The sequence below is a fragment of the Levilactobacillus namurensis DSM 19117 genome (assembly GCF_001434785.1).
GTDB lineage: Bacteria > Bacillota > Bacilli > Lactobacillales > Lactobacillaceae > Levilactobacillus > Levilactobacillus namurensis.
Genome location: NZ_AZDT01000025.1, coordinates 68,097 through 84,266, shown reverse-complemented (window position 1 = coordinate 84,266; position 16,170 = coordinate 68,097). Strand labels below are relative to the sequence as shown.

Here is a 16,170-nt window from a genome sequence, read left to right as displayed (position 1 = left end):
AATTGATAGATGAATTATAGTTTTTCATCTGTCAACCTTAAGGGGACTATAGCAAGTTTTACAGAGCTTCTTTTAGCTGTTTTCAGATTTTTACGGCCTAATGCCTAACTTACTGGTCGATGCCCGTCATCTTCAACGGGTCGACCCACGCTGCGAACTGCTCAGCAGTCACCTTCCCCGACTTAAGGGCGGCGGCACGCAACGTCAGTCCCTCACGGTCGGCCAGCTGGGCGATGGCCGCACTCGCATGGTACCCGATGTGCGGCGAGAGGGCCGTGACCGTCATCAACGACTGGTCGACTAACTGCGTCATCCGCGCTTGATCAATGGTCAGCCCGTGGACCATCTTGTCCGCGAACCCCATGATAGTGCCGGTCAAGAGGTCGGCGGATTCCAGGAACGTCGCAATAATCACGGGCTTATAGACGTTCATCTCGAAGTTCCCCTGCGACGCCGCAATCGTGAGGGTCACGTCATTACCCATGACCCGGGTCGCCGCCATGGTCAGGGCCTCCGCTTGCGTGGGGTTGACCTTCCCCGGCATGATTGACGACCCCGGTTCGTTCGCCGGAATCTGGAACTCATGGTAGCCCGCCCGCGGACCGCTGGCCAAGAAGCGAATGTCATTAGCAATCTTCAGCAAGTCGCTGGCCAAGGTCTTCAGTGCCCCGTGGACCACGTTTAACCCCGAATGCGCCGCGAGGCCAAAGAACTTATTGGTCTTAGCGGTAAAGGGTTCCTGGTAAGCTGCGCTTAAATGGTCGCTGACCTCCTCCGCAAATCCGGGGGCCGCATTCAATCCCGTTCCCACGGCCGTTCCCCCAATCGGAAGTTCCAGCAGCGTCTGGTCGAGGGCTTCCAAGTAAGTCAGGTCATGCTGCAACGTGCTGACCCAACCGCTGATCTCCTGGCCCACCGTCAACGGCGTCGCGTCCTGCAGGTGCGTTCGGCCAATCTTGACCACCCGCCAGTACGCGTGTTGCTTCTGAGTCAACTCCGCGACCAAGTGGCGGACCGCGCCGACCACCGTGTGCACGGCCTCGCGCGCCGTAATGGCCATGGCCGTGGGAAAGGTGTCGTTGGAACTCTGCCCGTGGTTAACGTCGTCGTTGGGCTGTAACTCACCGGTCGGATCCAGCTTCAGAGCCTGATGAGCGATGACCTCGTTAACGTTCATGTTGGTCTGGGTCCCCGAACCTGTCTGGTAGACGTGCAACGGAAAGTCCCCGCGAAGTTGGGAATCCGGCAACGCCAATAAGGTATCCGTCGCTTGTACGATCAGCTGGGCTTTGGCCTCCGCTAACTCACCCAAGTCACGGTTGGCCAACGCGGCGGCGCGCTTGATCTGTAACAACGCCCGAATCACGGGCAACGGCATCAACGGTCCCGTGGTAAAGTTGTGGCGGCTCCGTTCCGTTTGCGGTCCCCATAACGCCGTTGCGGGAACTTTGACCGTTCCTAAAGTATCTGCTTCTTCTCGGTACTGCACCATCATCAATCCCTTCAGAATTCTCTAAGGTCAGCTTACCCATCTTAACGGGCCAGCGTCAACTCTCACGCCAGCAAAAGTAGGCCTCTCCTCCCCCAGTGCCCAAAAAAGCCGGTCATCGCTGACCGGCTTCGCTTGGCTTCTATTTTACTGGTCGTTCTGGTGACGCTCCGGGCACTTTATTCGCCTTCAGCGGAAGCGTTGACCGTGGCGCCCTGGGTCTTAGCCAGCTGTTGTTCGGCCGCCTTACGAGCATCCACCGCGTCGTAAAAGTCACTAAACGTTTGGTTCAGGAGGTAGTGCCCGTGGTAGAATAAACGTGCGGCCCACTTTCCTGAGCGCTTGTCGAAGCTGACACCGATGACGCCGGAAATGTTCCGAGAACTCAGCTTAGTCCGGGCAGCCACGTTCGAGCCATCCACTAAGGGGAGGTTCGTGGCGTTCCCAATCTGCTTGCGGGTCCGGGGGTCCTTGGTCAACCGGGCTTTACTGATGTCGCGGCGGTAACACCCGCAACTCACCGTAATGCCGTGGCGTAGCCGATAACTGTCGACCGTGACCAACTGGCCGCAACTGCACTTGCATAACCAAGTCGCGTTTCCGTTCTTGGCTGTGCCGTCCCGTTTAATAACCGTTAGTCTGCCGAATTGTTGTCCACTCAAGTCTAGGAGTCTCATCAGTCATTCCTCCATTCATATCTTTCAGAAAGCTTGATTTTCTGCGATTGATGCGACTAAATCTTCGAGCGCACCTGCAATAAATATCTTTATAATACAATTTTACACGCTAAGCTAAAAGTTAGCTTAAATCTAGCAACTATTTTTAAGATTATTTATAATTAGCAGTTACGGTTTATCCTATCATGACAATCATCTAGAAAGAAGGCATTCCTCATGGATCTCCTCTTCACCGTCCTAACCATCCTAGTCGCCCTGGAACATCTGGGCATCATGGCCCTCGAAATCTGGGGGCAGCCCGAACGCCAAGCCAAGGTTTTCGGTATGCCCCTGCGCTTCGTCCAACAACCACACGCCCGGATTGCCCTGGCTAACCAAGGAATCTACAACGGCATGTTGGGCCTAGCCCTTTTAGGTAACCTGTGGCTATTGGCCGGTCAGCCCCAGCACTTAGCCATTGCGTTGTTACTCCTGTTCATCGTAGTCGTGGCCCTCTTCGGCAGTTTGACCGCGAAACACGAAATTTTTTGGCTACAAGGATGCCCAGCACTCGTGACGTTACTCGTTTTACTTATTTTTGAGCTTTAAACATTTCTTTAAAATTGGGTTTACAGGCTGCGGTTCGCACGTTATAATGAACTTACATATTCAGGTGAGAGCCTGCAGCGGTTTATGATTATTGGAGGAGTTAATTAGCGATTTTGCCATTATTAACACCATCTTAGACCGTACACATACTTCTATTCTGCTGGTTGCGTTCAAACGTAACTAGCTTTTTTTATACCCAAAAATGGGGTGGCTTACTAGCAAGCCACCCCACTTCGTCATTGATCCGTTACATACTGCTGGCCGTAGCCCATACCATCGCTAAATGGTAAACGGCCACCAGCATCACAGCGACAAAAAGTCCACCCGCTGCGTAACACAGATAGTACATCCCAGGATGTTTCATGTCATCGTCCCCTTATACCAGCACTCTAACATGACCCCAACCGACTACCTAACATTCTGTCTTCAAACCGACTGCATCCACACCGACTTAACTAACCACCGTGGCGCGCCGTGATCGCGCTGCCACCAAGATGGCCTCTTGCTCTTCGATGGTTGCCGTGAACTTCCGCATTTGTTCTTCGGCAACGACCTGGGCGCCATGTTTTTGGGCGCGCCAAGTGAGCATTTCAAATTGACGTTTTTCGTCTGACAGCTTGTTTTCTAACATATGGCTCCCCCTAAATTACTTGCGCCAGTGTTCTACTGCTTGTCTGGATTCATTATAAGCGCATTTCTTCAAGCGGTCTACCCTTTTTTGATATTTATTACAAAACATTTACATAGTTTGCGATTCCCCGTCAATCCCCAATCTAACAGCGATTAGGTTTCGGCATCCCCGTAACCCCGTCAGTTTATACCGGTTTACCTAAAATTGGTATAGGTGTCGATGCAAGCAGTTGCATGCTAGTTGTATCACCCGATAAGCGGTTTAATCATCCGATTATTTAGTAATGGTCCACTTCAGTTGGAAGCCTTATCATTTGGCGGCAAATTGATTGAGTTTTGCCCCTAACCAGCGTACCCTAAAAGTAGATCACAAAGGAGATGCAAGCGATGCCAATTGACCGAGAAAAGTTCCCACCCCTATACCGGACCGTTGCCAATAACGACGACGGCCTTGAAAGCCGATCGTACGTCCCCGGGGGCCTGGACGTCAAGACCAGTACGCCGTTATCCGCGGCACCGGGGGCCAACCCCGAACAGTTCGTGGGCTTGGCGCTCAGCACTTGTCTGAACGCCACTTTAGAAGCTATTGAGAAGCGGCGTGACCTGCCGCACACCTCACAGGTTCACACCATCGTCGAGATGGCCCGTGACCGGCGGGGCTTCCAATTCTACGTAACGGCCGAGATTCGCCTGCCCGGCGTTGATCGCCAGACGGCCGAAGCCATGGTCACCTTAGCAGAAAGTCGCTGTCCCGTCGCTAAGCTCTTAGGCGGCAGTGAGAACGTGGTGGTGAAATTAGTCGATGACTTTACCCCCGTCGAACCGGTGGCAAAAGCGTAACTAAAAATGGACACCACCCTGACGAATCTGTGATTCGCTCGGTCGTGTCCATTTTGCTTATCGTCGTGACAACCGCCGCTTGAGCCGTTGCCACCACGATGACGATTGTGCCCCTTCACCGTAGACGTACGAATGGGCTCGACGCTCTGGCCGCTTTTCTCCCTGGTCGTCGTCCATGAAGACAATCTTGCGCCAGCGCTTGGCCTCTTCGTCACTCATGCGCTTTTTGCTCATTGACTTCAATCTCCTTCTCTACCTAGTGGGTGCCCCCCTAGGTTCTCGATGACGCTATTTTTTCAGGCGGGTCACCTGGCTGAAGTCCTGGATGAACTTGAGGATCTCCCGGGCGCGGTCTTCGCCGTAGACGTCGACCCATCCCTGGAAGCGTCGGCTGATGCGTTGCCGGATCACCCGCTCGGCCTCAATGCCCGCTGGAGTCGCCAAAAGATACAGCCGGCGACGATCGTTCTCATCGGGCTGCTGACGTAAATACCCCTGACGTAACAACACTTTAATCTGCCGCGAAATTGCACTCCGCGTAACCTGACGCTGACTGGCAATATCCATTAACGTCACGTTACGGTGCTTGGTGATCTCTCGCAGAATCAGATACTGTTCAAATGACAGATGAAACTCTTTAGCTGGCTCCGAAACGAACTCATCCAAGTACTTCAACGAGTTCATGTAGACGTCGATAAAAGCGTCCAACAAAGGTTGCGCTGATTCGGCCATACTACCCCACCTACAATTCTCAAAATACGATTTTTATCTTAGCATTTACGCTCATTAAATACCAGTTTTTTCGCGCGAACGCCCCATCCCGGCACGAATTTGGTAAAATAAAAGAAAGGCATCCCTAACATTAAAATCAATTAGTGGTTAACCTATTTTGCTACTTGGATAACTTTACCACCTTATTGGGGTTAGGGACTTAGAAAGGATCTTATCATGCCCAGTTTAATCGATCGGATACACCAAGTCGAGTTAGGCAACTTGGACCAATTCACCACCCTTTGTCGGGAGCTGAACCTGCCCTACTTTCTAATGGGTGGTTCCCTATTAGGCGCCATTCGCCACCAGGGATTCATCCCCTGGGACGACGATGTCGACGTGGGGCTGTTGCGACCCGACTACGATCAATTCCTCGCGGCCGCACCCGTCCGGTTGGCCCACAGCGCGTACTTCCTACAGACACCGACTACCGACCCCTATTACGGCCTCAGCTACGCCAAGTTGCTCGACCGGCGGACCTACATTGAGGAGAAGAACAACGTGAATAGCGCCCGTAAAGGCGTGTTCATCGATATCTTCCCCCTTGACCGGATTCCCACGGAGACGACCTTACAACGCGAACAACTGGCCAAGTTTCAATGGCTGAACACCCGGATTCTACTCCAGTTGCGGTACCACCTGGTCAGCACGCCACTGCAAAAGCTCCAACCGTCCTTAGACGCGGACCAGCTCGCCGACGTGCACGCCCTGAAGTTGGAACGGGATGCACTAATGACCAAGTATCAAGATCGTTCTGAGCTGACCCAAGTTAAGAACCTCGCTTCACAGTACAGCTACAATAAAGAAGTCTTTTCGCTTAAGCAGGTCAGCGAGCTAACCACGGTCCCCTTTGAGCGCCTATCCGTTCAGGTTCCCGCCGATTATGCTACGATTTTAACCAATATGTACGGCGACTATCAAGCCCTCCCGCCTAAGGGCCAACGCACCGAGAAACACTTGGAAAAGCTGATCATGGATAATCAGGTCTTCACCCAATAACCTCGAGGCCATCTTTTCCACAGATTTTCACGACCAATACCCAGTACTCTATATAGAAAGTAGATGAAACTATGGCTGACACCTATTTTGGCGCTATCCTGGTCAACGTGACCAGCATGGAACTATCCATTGTCAATCTCAAAACCGGCCAGCAAGTCGAGCACGTCACCTCGACCGTGGCCATCGGGGAGAACATCTATAACCACGAAGACATCGAACTACAGACCGTGGCGGACGCCGCAGAGGCCTTACGAGGTTTCCTTCAAGTCATCAAGGACTACGGCGTGACCCGCTACCAGGTCTGGGGCTCCCAGGCCCTCTCCTCGGCGCCCAACGCCGACTTCATCGCCGACCAACTTTACGTACGCACGGGACTACGCTTACGGTGGATCTCACTAGGACGGGAATCCTTCGTCCTCAACGAGGCCATCGCGCTGAAGTTTCCCGCTTATAAGAAGCTGGTCAAGCACCACACCGCCATCATTGGCCTGAACTCCGGGAGCACCACGTTCTCCTTCTTCCACCACGCCCGCCTGCTGGCTTCCCACAACATGAAGCTGGGGCCGACGCGGATCAAGGAAGTCTTACAGAACCTGCGGGCGACCGCCCCGAACCCCATCGCCGTACTGGACGATTACATCAACAGTAAAGTCGACGATTTCTACCGGTTCGTGCCCGACGAGTTACAACAGGTCAATAACCAGGTCATCTTAATCGGGGCCACGCCGCTGAACAACTACTTCATCCCGCGGGGCAAGACCAGTTGTTCCCTGACGTTACAACAGTTCCACGACTTTACCGACGAGGCCTTAAACGCTTCTGACCAGTACCTGATGGAACGGCTCCAGTTGAACGAAGATACCGTGGGCTTAGTCTTACCGGAAGTCCTGTTGCTTCAGAAGTTATTCGCGACGGTCCACGCCGACCAGATTCACTTGGTCAGTCTCAACGTCTTAGATGGCCTGACCACGGAAACGGCGATCGACGCCGGCTACCTCAAGAAGGACTTCAACGACCAGATTATCGACGCCGCCCACGCTCTGGCGGCCCGCTACCGGGTCGAACCCCAGCACATGGCCTTAGTCGAGAAGTTCACGTTACACCTTTTCGATCAGCTCAAGGCCCTGCACCACTTAAGTGCTCGAGACCGGTTACTCCTGCACGTCGCCGCCATCGTTCACGACATCGGTGGCTTCATCGACACCCACGAGCACTACCTGCACTCCGACTACATCCTCAAGCAATCGGAGCTGTTAGGACTGACGAACCAAGAAATGCAGATTATCGCCGCGGTCTCCCGCTACCATAGTTCGCGGACCCCGGGCGGTGAACTGGCCCGTTTCCGGCAACTCAGCGCGGACGAACGCCTGCGAATTGCAAAGTTGGCCGCCATTCTGCGGGTCGCCGACGCTCTCGACGACGCTCACCAGCAAACCATTGCGCGGATCTCCGTGTCCGTTCAACCCACGCAGGTGGTCATCACCGCCTTTAGTGACGACGACCTTTCATTAGTCCGGTGGGCCTTCAACTACAAGGCCGACTTCTTCACCGACGTCTTTGGCTTACAACCCGTATTTAAACAAAGGAGGTTACATAAATGACCATCAACTTTAACGATCCCCAAAACTTTACTAACCGGGAACTCAGCTGGCTCGACTTCAACGCCCGGGTCTTAGAAGAAGCCCGGAATAAGGCCAACCCACTCCTGGAACGGGTCCGGTTCCTGGGCATCACGCAGAGTAACGTTGACGAATTCTTCATGGTCCGGGTCGCGTCACTAGCGAAACTCGCCGCCGTCAACTACCCTAAGCCCGACGCTTCAGGAATGACGGCGGAGGAACAACTGCTCGCCGTCAACGCCAAGGCCCACGACCAGGTCATCAAGCAATACTCGACCTTAACGCGGATGTTACTACCCTTACTGGCCAACTTAAACGTGCACCTCAAACCGATCGACCAGCTCACGGACAAGCAGCACGCCTTTATCGAAAACTACTTTAATAACGAGATTTCACCAACCATCACCCCCATGGCCGTCGACAGTTCTCGTCCGTTCCCGTTCATCGGCAACAACACCCTCAACATCGCCCTGCGGCTACACAAGAGCGGTGACAAGCACGACAAGCGTTTTGCCACGGTCCAGGTCCCCGAGATCTTCCCGCGGACCGTCCGCTTACCGGGTGCCGACAATGAATTCGTGATGCTAGAAGACATCATCAAGACGTTCATCGGCAACCTCTTCATGGGCTACAAGGTCCAAGAGACCGCTAACTACCGGGTCATCCGGGACATGGACCTAGACGTGGCCGAAGAAGACACTTCCGACCTGTTGAAGGAAGTGGAACACCAGCTCAAAAAGCGGGAACACGGGGGCGCCGTTCGGCTAGAAGTCGAGAGTGGCATCTCCGCACCGTTGCTCAAGCGCCTGACCACGGCCATCAAGGTCCCGGCCTACGCCGTTTACAGCATCGGTGGGCCAATCGACCTGACCTTCCTTAGTAAGTGGACCAAGCAGATCAGTGGTCACGACGACCAGAAGTTCCCGGCCTTTAAGGGCGCTCCAGTACCTGGAATGGGACGGGAAGATGACGTCTTCGCCACGATTCGCGACCACGACATCATCATGCAACACCCTTACGATTCCTTCGATGCCGTGACCGAATTGATTCGGCAGGCTTCCCTAGACGACGAAGTCTTAGCCATCAAGATGACCCTCTACCGGGTCTCCGCGAACTCGCCCATCATCAAGTCCCTGGGACAAGCCGCTCAGAACGGCAAACAGGTCACCGTACTGGTCGAAGTCAAAGCCCGGTTCGACGAAGAAAACAACGTTCACTGGGCTCAACAGCTCGAAAAGATGGGCTGTCACGTCATCTATGGTCTGATTGGCCTGAAGACCCACTGTAAGCTGACCCTGATCGTTCGGCGCGAACCGGACGGGATTCGGCGCTACATGCACATGGGAACTGGGAACTACAACGACGTGACCGCTCATTTCTACACCGACATGGGCTTATTGACCACCAACACCGACATGGGGGTCGACGCTTCGAACATCTTCAACATGCTGTCGGGCTACTCGGAACCACCGTACTTCCACCAGTTGCACATCTCACCGGACGGGATCCGGGAATTCATTAACGCTAAGCTGGACCAAGAAATCGCCAACGCTAAGGCCGGCAAGGAAGCCTGGGCGGAGATGAAGATGAACTCCTTATCCGACTCCGCCATGATCGCTAAGATGTACGAGGCCTCGCACGCCGGTGTGAAGCTCCGACTCATCGTCCGGGGAATCTGCTGCCTCAACGTGGGGATTCCGGGCATTAGTGAGAACATCACGGTCCACTCCATCGTGGGCCAGTACCTGGAACACAGCCGAATCTACGCCTTCGCCAATGGCGGCGATGAGCAACTGTACCTGGCCAGCGCCGACCTGATGACCCGGAACCTGAACCGCCGGGTCGAACTGCTCTTCCCGATTCTTAACGAAGCTCTCCGGCAACACGCTTTCGATATCTTCACCACCATGTGGCACGATAACGTCAAGACGCGGGTCTTACAAGCCGACCGGACCTTTACCCGTATCGACCGGCGGGGCTTAGAACCGTTGAACGCCCAAGAAACGTTCATGCGTCAAGCCGAACAAAAGAATCACGCCCAACACATGTCGACCGGTCATTTACCGGGAACGCCGCACCAATTTCACCCCATGCTAAGTCCTAAGAACCAAGCGAAGCCCACCCAAGATCGGGGGCCACACGCATGAAGAATCTGGTCGTCATTGATCTGGGGTCTAATTCCGTCCGAATGACGGTAACCGAAATCGACGCTCACGGGCATTTTAAGACGGTCCACGAACTTAAACGTTACGTGCGTTTATCCGAAAACATGGGTACCGAAAAGGTCCTCCAAGCAGCGGCTATCGATCGGACCATGGACGCCCTGACCGAATTCAAAGCCATCTACGACCCGTTAAAGAACCGCAAAATCATCGCGGTCGCCACGGCAGCGGTCCGTCAGGCTAAGAACCAAAAGGCGTTCTTAAAGCGCGTCAAGGAGGAACTCGACTTGACCCTGACCGTGATCTCCGGGGCTGCCGAAGCCCGCTACGACTACCTAGGCGTGGTCAATACCCTGCCCATGGTCAATGGTTTGATTGTCGACACTGGCGGTGGGTCGTCCGAGCTGGTCTTGGTCCAGAACCAACAACTTAAGCACGTGGTCTCCATTCCACTGGGCTCAGTCACCCTCTCACAAAACTACCTGGAAAGCGATAAGGTCGCGGCCGACTCACTCTTTAGCGCCATGACCTTCGTCAACAACGTCTTCAACGATATCTGGTGGTTACGTGAAGCCACTAACCTGCCCATCATCGGGCTAGGTGGCGCAAACCGGACGCTCGCGAAGATCAACCGCCGGAAGAAGAACTTCCTTAACGTGGAAGACGTTCACGGCTATAAGCTCACAGCGGCGGACTGCTACGCCACCCTGACCAACCTGCTGGGATTAGACCTAGCGGGCCGTAAGAAGGTCCCTGGGCTCTCTAAGGAGCGGGCTGACATCATTATCGGGGGACTGATTCCCGTGATCCTCCTGATGCGTCTGCTCGATTCTCAGCAGATCACCTTCTCCAACGCCGGACTCCGCGACGGTATTCTCCACGACTACCTTAACCAGCTTGAAATGGTTGAAACTAAACAGGGATAGTCTTTCCCAAAATAAAAGAAGCACAGCGACCTCACAGTCGTTGTGCTTCTTTTACGTTGGCTACTTACCCAATATGGTTTTCATGTAAGATGGCGGCCACTTCTTCTTGTTGTTCCTTAGGCTTCTCCCATTCTTGGAACTCGGTGAAGTCTTCGTCGGGCATGGTGTAATGCTCATTCACGTAGTCCTCGTACGCTTGAACGTGCGGTGTGTGCGCGATGTTCAGCTGCAAGATGCGCACTTCCTTGATCAGCCCCCGTTCGGCGGCCAACTCCGCCCGACCGTTCTGCACCATGTTACTGATTTCCATGTACTTAGTCCCGTCTAGTCGGGTAATCTCTTCAATTAAGGTAAACGTTTCGTGACTCTTCAATGCCGGTTCCCTCCTAGTTCGCGTTATCTAAATCATAGCACATCCCCCACACCCCGTTAACCGGAATGTTGCGTTCGTCTTACCGGTCAACGTGAGTGCCCCATTTTGGGCAAAACAAAACCACTACCAGGGAATGGCAGTGGTCGGCATAAGAGAGAAAGAGAATTGATTAGAAGGTAATTATTAATACCTTACGAGTACTAATATACCTATAATTGTAAGCGCTGTCAACACCTTTCGCGAAAAAGTTTGGTTTTTTCGCAATTATTTCTGCAAATAACCGGTCCGCTAAATCATTTTTTAGCCAACTGATTAGCCGCCAACGCTAGTCGCCCAAGGGGTCTCCCGTTTTCACCCATTTCTAGTCCTCCCCTGATTTAGCCGACCATCCTATTGAAAATTTTTTTGGAAAACGCGAAATGGTCCTAATATGGACGCTAGGATAGTCGCCTTACCGGTCGCCGATAAGGCCACAACACTAGGCACGACTTCAAGCCTTGTACGACCACGAAGCTTAAAACTATGTCTTAACTTATGCCAAGAAAATGGCTCGGTTAACACCACTCTCACCGACTAGGCCCCACGACCAACAGAACCTCGTGGTCAGCACCTAACTACCAGTTATGCTCAATTGTAAGCCGTGAGGGTGCCCAGACAGGGCTCAGCCGTGAAATTATTCTTAGTTGGCGTTCCTCAGCCGACTTAGAATAAGGCCCAGCTTCGAGACCGCTCTTTGGCTCGAAGTGGTGCCCACGGCGTTCCAGCCCTGTCTGGGCACCCGGTAAGGCGGATAGACGCCACTAACCAAAAAAGACCGCCGGGAGCCACCCGACGGTCGTCACCATTTAGTGTTGTAACCTTGTAACCAAATGAGAGATAGTCTCTGTAGTCAACCTCATGGGGTTCAATTCACTACAGCGGATCATTAAATGGTAAGTTAACCATACCATTAAAAATGATAGAAATCTATCTATTTTCTAATAATTTTCTCATTATTTAACTGAATTCGTGGCGTTAGGGTCATGTAGCACCGTTTCGGGATGAATTAAACTCCCGGGATTCTGCACCACGTCGCCCAACGTATGGCCTGAAACGTTCACCAGGCAAGCCAGGACAAACACGATGCCCACCACCGTGGTCAGAATCCGGTTCCCCAGGCTCATCTTTTCGCTAATCACCGACCCGTAGAATTCCTTCTTAACGGTCGCCGCCACGTTGACCTGGTCCGGTTCGGCCTGTTGCCGTTCTTCCGTGACCTGCTTCTGGTAGGCGTCAATGTCGAAGGCCTTCTGGTTCTCCTTCATCTGCCGCTGGAACTGCTTCTTTTCCTTCTTGGTCTGTGCCTTGAACCACTTGGTGAAGGCCCGGTAGTGCTTGACCACGGTTTTGGTCTCGCCAATTTCCTTCAGGGTCCCATAGTGGATCCAGGCTACCCGGTCACATAAGATTTCAATCTGCTTCAGGGAGTGACTGACGAAGACGATGGTCTTGCCCTCTTCCTTGAATTCCGCAATCTTATCGACACACTTCTGGTAGAAGGTGTCATCCCCCACAGACAGGGCTTCATCAATGATCAAGATGTCCGGGTTCACATGAACCGCAATCGAGAAGCCCAACCGGGACTTCATCCCGGAGGAGTAACTCTTGACTGGTTGATACAAGAAATCACCAATATCCGCAAAGGAGACGATGTCGTCCATCAACGCATCAATCTCGGGATTGGTCAGCCCCTGCATCAGTGCTTTTAACCGAATGTTCTCCAACCCCGTCAGGTTTCCCCGTAAGCCGGCCCCAATCGCGATGATCGAGGTATCGCCCCGAACATCCACGACCCCAGTGGTCTGCGGGATGATTCCGGAAATGATGTTCGACAGCGTCGACTTCCCGGAACCGTTGACCCCAATCAGGCCCAAGGTCTCACCGGACTTGACCTCCAGTGAGATTCCCATTAGGGACCAGAAATGCGGCACCTTCGTGTTGCTCAACGAGAAAAATGAACGGAGTTTTTCGGACTGACTCTTGTACAGGTCGTATTCCTTCGTCACATTTTGGACTTTAATTTTGTAGGCATTATCCATTGAATTAAACTTCCTAACGCATTTTTTTAATGTTTCCCGGTCCCAAAGGTACGGGACTTAATCTGTAGTATTATACCAGAAAAACCGGGTAAACGGAAAGGCTGACCCACGACTTAGGGTTTTCTTTAAGCCAACTAAAAATGGCGCCGCCCTCGCGTCGCCATTTTACCCCCTACTTAGCTTAACGCCTTAGCGTCAACCCAGTAGTTGGTCGAATCACCTTTAAATTGAATTCGGTACCAAGTCGTCTGATACTTAGGCTTGGTGGCCTTCTGATTGACCGTCACCTTGGTGCCCACCTTAGCCTTAGCCGGCCATTTCAGCTGCACCTGATCAAAGTGGGTCTTCTTAACATGGTTGTACGGGTGGTACTTGGCAAACTTCTTCCCCAGCTTCTTAGTCCCACTCGCCGCCGTATAGGCCGCGTAGTCGTAATCAGGACTAACTTTTTGGGTGGCCGATGCGACCCAGTACTTCTTGTCGCCGACCTTGATTCGGTACCAGGTACTTGCGACGCCATCTTGGGTCTTGACCGCCTGATTATCCGCCGTATAGGTCTGGTTGGCAAGGTCCTTAAGACTCCCCTGCGACTTGGCCAGGTACGCCGAATTATAGACGTGGTCGTAATAGCTTCCCTTGGCCGTCGCACTCAGCTTGACCTTGGCTTGGCCGCTGGTGTAAGTCACCTTAGGCAGGGTTAAGGCCTTGGTGTAGACCCAGTACTTTTTCGCGGATTTACTGGTACTGAACCGCACACGGTACCAAGTGGTCTTCTTATCCGTCTCCGGGTTCTGCTTAACGCCCCGCATGTCAAAGTAGACGGGTTGGCCCACGTAGGCGTGAACCTTAGTCCAGGCCGTCTTGGTGACCTTAGCCCGGGTACCCTTGATGTGGTTGTACAGTCGGTAGCTGCGATACTTGGTCCCTAACCGGCCCATCTGATTGCCCGTGGCACCATGATACTTCGCTTGGGCATAAACGGGCTGAGGCGTGACACTGTTGCCATCACTCGAATTCGAACTGGAACTGGTGCTAGAACTCGAGCTGCTGGCTGCCGCATCGCCGTCTAGACTGTTCAGATTATATTGCGTAATCAACGCAATCAGACTTGCACCATAGGTCGGCGCCGTGGCGTAAGTATTGGTCAACGCATTGGCCGCATCGGCATAGGTTGCCGCGTTCTCACGCCAAGTGCCACTATAAATGGTCGAATTATAACTGGTCCCGTTCCGTAACAACTTCGCGTTATCGGTCATGGACGCCTTGGCGTTGGGATATTTCCGGAAGTTGGCATCCGTATAGTACAGTTGCCCGTTTGCGTCGTATTCGGACGTCTGCATGGTGACCGATTGGCCATTATAACTCCCTTTGATACCAAAGTAGTTATTGGCTTGCAGCGTCAGCTGACTGGTTCCCCAGCCGCTTTCCAACGCCGCTTGAGCCATCATGACCGACGGATAAAGTTTGTATTGATTGGCCACCGTCTGCACGGGGCTCTTCAATGAGGAAATAAAGTTCTGTGGGTTCGTGGTTGTCGCCGCATGACTCGTCAACCCTACCGCACTGCCGACACCCGCACTTACTACCAGTGCAGTGATCAGCCATCGTTTTGTTCGCATCATGATACCGGTTTCCCCCTTAAAATCGTTTCAGGTCAAGAATACCATAATTCGGTTAATTGGCGGGAGAAAACTTTAGTTCAGATGCCAGTTTTTAGGGCTGGTTAGTTCAACTTGCTAGCTGCAGCTTGATCCAAAATCACGTGGACGTTGGGATGCGTTTGCAGGTAGCTGGCCGGTACATCAGGCGTTACGGGGCCTTGGAGCATCGCCGCCACAGCATCCGCCTTGGCAGCGCCATAAGCAACGATCAAAATCTGCTTGGCCTTTAAGATGGTCCCAATCCCCATCGAGTAGGCGTAACGGGGTACTTCGTCCTGGTTCTCAAAGAACCGGGCGTTGGCCGCAATCGTGGAAGCCGTCAATGCGACCTTGTGGGTGATAGAATCTGGCGCTGTGCCGGGTTCGTTAAACCCGATGTGCCCGTTTTGTCCCAAGCCCAAAAGTTGTAAGTCGATTGGGTTGGCCTTGATCAAGGCCTCGTAGAGTTGGGTCTCGTCTTCGGCGTTGGGGTTCATCCCGTCCGGCACAAAAGAATGGGCGAACGGCTTCGCGTTGAAGAGGTGTTCTTGCATGAAGTAATGGTAACTTTGCGGATGGGTCGCCGGTAACCCCACGTATTCATCCAAGTTAATCGACGTTAAGTGGCTAAAGTCCAGCTCACTCGCGGTTAACTCATCATAAATCGTGACGGGCGTACTCCCCGTGGCTAGGCCTAGAACTTGCGCGCCATGCTCCAGTGCATCCTGAAAGACTTTGAATCCGGCTAATCCCCCGGCCGTTTGATCACGAACAACTTGAACGTGGATATTCTGCTTAACTTGTTGCATCATCAAAACTCCTTCTCTTCTCAATGGTATAGCCCAATTATAAACGCTCTAGACCAATTTTGCAAGAATTTCGCCCATACCAAAAAGAGCCACTAGGGCTCTGGTTAGTCATCATTTTTACTATAGTCTCAGGCTTGAGTTGCCTGCTGGGCCGCTTCCTGAGCCGCCAACTGGGCCTTCGCATCGGCGACCGCCTTCTGAATGGCCGGCAAATCCGCGGTCTTAAAGTAAGTCTGAACGTCAGTCTTCGCCGTTGCGGGACGTCTCAACGTTGGGAAGTCCAGGAACGTCTTACCAACCTTTAGCTTGAACCGCTGGCTCTTGACCTTTCGGGCCCCAATCGTCCGGTACCCCGCCGCAGTCTTCTTGGAGACGTAGAGTTGGGTCTTCTTACTCTTCTTGCTCAAAAATAACTTACCGTTCACGCGCCAAGCCTTCAGCACCTTGCCTTGCTGGTTCTGCACGACCCCCATGACCGTATACTTGGTCACGATGATCCGCTGTACCTGCTGGCCCCCGTTCAACGGCGTAATCCAATCTCCCCGTAAGTTCGTGGGGGTCGTGGTGTA

16 protein-coding genes are annotated in these 16,170 nt (G+C 53.1%); 6 read left to right on the top strand and 10 right to left on the bottom strand.

Going from position 1 to position 16,170, the window contains the following annotated elements; all coding sequences use genetic code 11:
- Positions 1 to 109: 109 nt before the first annotated feature.
- Together FD30_RS05015 and FD30_RS05010 are read right to left on the bottom strand one after the other, a co-directional pair.
- Complete coding sequence (locus FD30_RS05015) at positions 110 to 1,492, bottom strand: class II fumarate hydratase (RefSeq protein ID WP_056944138.1); 1,383 nt, start codon at positions 1,490 to 1,492, stop codon at positions 110 to 112.
- Positions 1,493 to 1,668: 176 nt separating this feature from the next.
- Positions 1,669 to 2,166 carry an alcohol dehydrogenase gene (locus FD30_RS05010; protein ID WP_024747720.1) on the bottom strand — a complete coding sequence of 166 codons (498 nt, stop codon included), beginning with the start codon at positions 2,164 to 2,166 and terminating at the stop codon, positions 1,669 to 1,671.
- A gap of 216 nt (positions 2,167 to 2,382) precedes the next feature.
- On the opposite strand from FD30_RS05010, the gene FD30_RS05005 reads away from it, so the two are divergent.
- Complete coding sequence (locus FD30_RS05005) at positions 2,383 to 2,754, top strand: DUF1304 domain-containing protein (RefSeq protein WP_024747719.1); 372 nt, start codon at positions 2,383 to 2,385, stop codon at positions 2,752 to 2,754.
- Positions 2,755 to 3,205: 451 nt separating this feature from the next.
- On the opposite strand, the gene FD30_RS05000 is transcribed toward FD30_RS05005, so the two are convergent.
- Positions 3,206 to 3,385 (bottom strand): hypothetical protein, encoded by a 180-nt coding sequence (locus FD30_RS05000; RefSeq protein ID WP_024747718.1) that lies wholly within the window; start codon positions 3,383 to 3,385, stop codon positions 3,206 to 3,208.
- A 386-nt stretch (positions 3,386 to 3,771) separates the two neighbouring features.
- On the opposite strand from FD30_RS05000, the gene FD30_RS04995 reads away from it, so the two are divergent.
- Positions 3,772 to 4,224, top strand: coding sequence for an OsmC family protein (locus tag FD30_RS04995; protein WP_034545728.1), 453 nt, complete (start codon positions 3,772 to 3,774; stop codon positions 4,222 to 4,224).
- 57 nt (positions 4,225 to 4,281) lie between these two features.
- On the opposite strand, the gene FD30_RS11675 is transcribed toward FD30_RS04995, so the two are convergent.
- Together FD30_RS11675 and FD30_RS04990 are read right to left on the bottom strand one after the other, a co-directional pair.
- Positions 4,282 to 4,458 carry a hypothetical protein gene (locus tag FD30_RS11675; RefSeq protein WP_170206910.1) on the bottom strand — a complete coding sequence of 59 codons (177 nt, stop codon included), beginning with the start codon at positions 4,456 to 4,458 and terminating at the stop codon, positions 4,282 to 4,284.
- Between the two features lie 54 nt (positions 4,459 to 4,512).
- Positions 4,513 to 4,956 carry a MarR family winged helix-turn-helix transcriptional regulator gene (locus FD30_RS04990; protein WP_024747716.1) on the bottom strand — a complete coding sequence of 148 codons (444 nt, stop codon included), beginning with the start codon at positions 4,954 to 4,956 and terminating at the stop codon, positions 4,513 to 4,515.
- A 216-nt stretch (positions 4,957 to 5,172) separates the two neighbouring features.
- Here FD30_RS04990 and FD30_RS04985 point away from each other — a divergent pair, with 216 nt between their 5' ends.
- The 4 genes from FD30_RS04985 to ppx all read left to right on the top strand — a co-directional run bounded on the left by FD30_RS04985 (position 5,173) and on the right by ppx (position 10,701).
- Positions 5,173 to 5,994, top strand: coding sequence for a LicD family protein (locus FD30_RS04985; RefSeq protein WP_056944137.1), 822 nt, complete (start codon positions 5,173 to 5,175; stop codon positions 5,992 to 5,994).
- Positions 5,995 to 6,065: 71 nt separating this feature from the next.
- Positions 6,066 to 7,595, top strand: a complete 1,530-nt coding sequence (locus tag FD30_RS04980) for an HD domain-containing protein (protein ID WP_056944136.1) — start codon at positions 6,066 to 6,068, stop codon at positions 7,593 to 7,595.
- Between the two features lie 2 nt (positions 7,596 to 7,597).
- Positions 7,598 to 9,760, top strand: coding sequence for an RNA degradosome polyphosphate kinase (locus FD30_RS04975; protein WP_371862368.1), 2,163 nt, complete (start codon positions 7,598 to 7,600; stop codon positions 9,758 to 9,760).
- A complete protein-coding gene (gene ppx, locus FD30_RS04970) occupies positions 9,757 to 10,701 on the top strand; it encodes an exopolyphosphatase (RefSeq protein ID WP_056944134.1) in 945 nt (314 codons plus the stop codon). The genes FD30_RS04975 and ppx overlap by 4 nt, the downstream gene beginning before the upstream one ends.
- 64 nt (positions 10,702 to 10,765) lie before the next feature.
- Here ppx and FD30_RS04965 read toward each other — a convergent pair whose 3' ends face one another.
- The 5 genes from FD30_RS04965 to FD30_RS04945 all read right to left on the bottom strand — a co-directional run.
- Complete coding sequence (locus FD30_RS04965) at positions 10,766 to 11,074, bottom strand: hypothetical protein (protein ID WP_024747711.1); 309 nt, start codon at positions 11,072 to 11,074, stop codon at positions 10,766 to 10,768.
- A 992-nt stretch (positions 11,075 to 12,066) separates the two neighbouring features.
- Positions 12,067 to 13,152 (bottom strand): ABC transporter ATP-binding protein, encoded by a 1,086-nt coding sequence (locus FD30_RS04960; protein ID WP_056944133.1) that lies wholly within the window; start codon positions 13,150 to 13,152, stop codon positions 12,067 to 12,069.
- A 176-nt stretch (positions 13,153 to 13,328) separates the two neighbouring features.
- The gene (locus FD30_RS04955; RefSeq protein WP_056944132.1) at positions 13,329 to 14,774 is read right to left on the bottom strand and encodes a glycoside hydrolase family 73 protein; all 1,446 of its coding nucleotides are present in this window, start codon (positions 14,772 to 14,774) and stop codon (positions 13,329 to 13,331) included.
- Positions 14,775 to 14,875: 101 nt separating this feature from the next.
- Positions 14,876 to 15,580, bottom strand: coding sequence for a glucosamine-6-phosphate deaminase (locus tag FD30_RS04950; RefSeq protein ID WP_024747708.1), 705 nt, complete (start codon positions 15,578 to 15,580; stop codon positions 14,876 to 14,878).
- A 149-nt stretch (positions 15,581 to 15,729) separates the two neighbouring features.
- Positions 15,730 to 16,170 (bottom strand): hypothetical protein (locus FD30_RS04945; RefSeq protein ID WP_162255430.1); only part of this gene is annotated, 441 nt, incomplete at its 5' end.

What these genes read in the sequence shown, in the direction of transcription:
- FD30_RS05015 (WP_056944138.1), bottom strand. Translation starts at nt 1,492, where the DNA reads ATGGTGCAGTACCGAGAAGAAGCAGATACTTTAGGAACGGTCAAAGTT.
- FD30_RS05010 (WP_024747720.1), bottom strand. Translation starts at nt 2,166, where the DNA reads ATGAGACTCCTAGACTTGAGTGGACAACAATTCGGCAGACTAACGGTT.
- FD30_RS05005 (WP_024747719.1), top strand. Translation starts at nt 2,383, where the DNA reads ATGGATCTCCTCTTCACCGTCCTAACCATCCTAGTCGCCCTGGAACAT.
- FD30_RS05000 (WP_024747718.1), bottom strand. Translation starts at nt 3,385, where the DNA reads ATGTTAGAAAACAAGCTGTCAGACGAAAAACGTCAATTTGAAATGCTC.
- FD30_RS04995 (WP_034545728.1), top strand. Translation starts at nt 3,772, where the DNA reads ATGCCAATTGACCGAGAAAAGTTCCCACCCCTATACCGGACCGTTGCC.
- FD30_RS11675 (WP_170206910.1), bottom strand. Translation starts at nt 4,458, where the DNA reads ATGAGCAAAAAGCGCATGAGTGACGAAGAGGCCAAGCGCTGGCGCAAG.
- FD30_RS04990 (WP_024747716.1), bottom strand. Translation starts at nt 4,956, where the DNA reads ATGGCCGAATCAGCGCAACCTTTGTTGGACGCTTTTATCGACGTCTAC.
- FD30_RS04985 (WP_056944137.1), top strand. Translation starts at nt 5,173, where the DNA reads ATGCCCAGTTTAATCGATCGGATACACCAAGTCGAGTTAGGCAACTTG.
- FD30_RS04980 (WP_056944136.1), top strand. Translation starts at nt 6,066, where the DNA reads ATGGCTGACACCTATTTTGGCGCTATCCTGGTCAACGTGACCAGCATG.
- ppx (WP_056944134.1), top strand. Translation starts at nt 9,757, where the DNA reads ATGAAGAATCTGGTCGTCATTGATCTGGGGTCTAATTCCGTCCGAATG.
- FD30_RS04960 (WP_056944133.1), bottom strand. Translation starts at nt 13,152, where the DNA reads ATGGATAATGCCTACAAAATTAAAGTCCAAAATGTGACGAAGGAATAC.
- FD30_RS04955 (WP_056944132.1), bottom strand. Translation starts at nt 14,774, where the DNA reads ATGATGCGAACAAAACGATGGCTGATCACTGCACTGGTAGTAAGTGCG.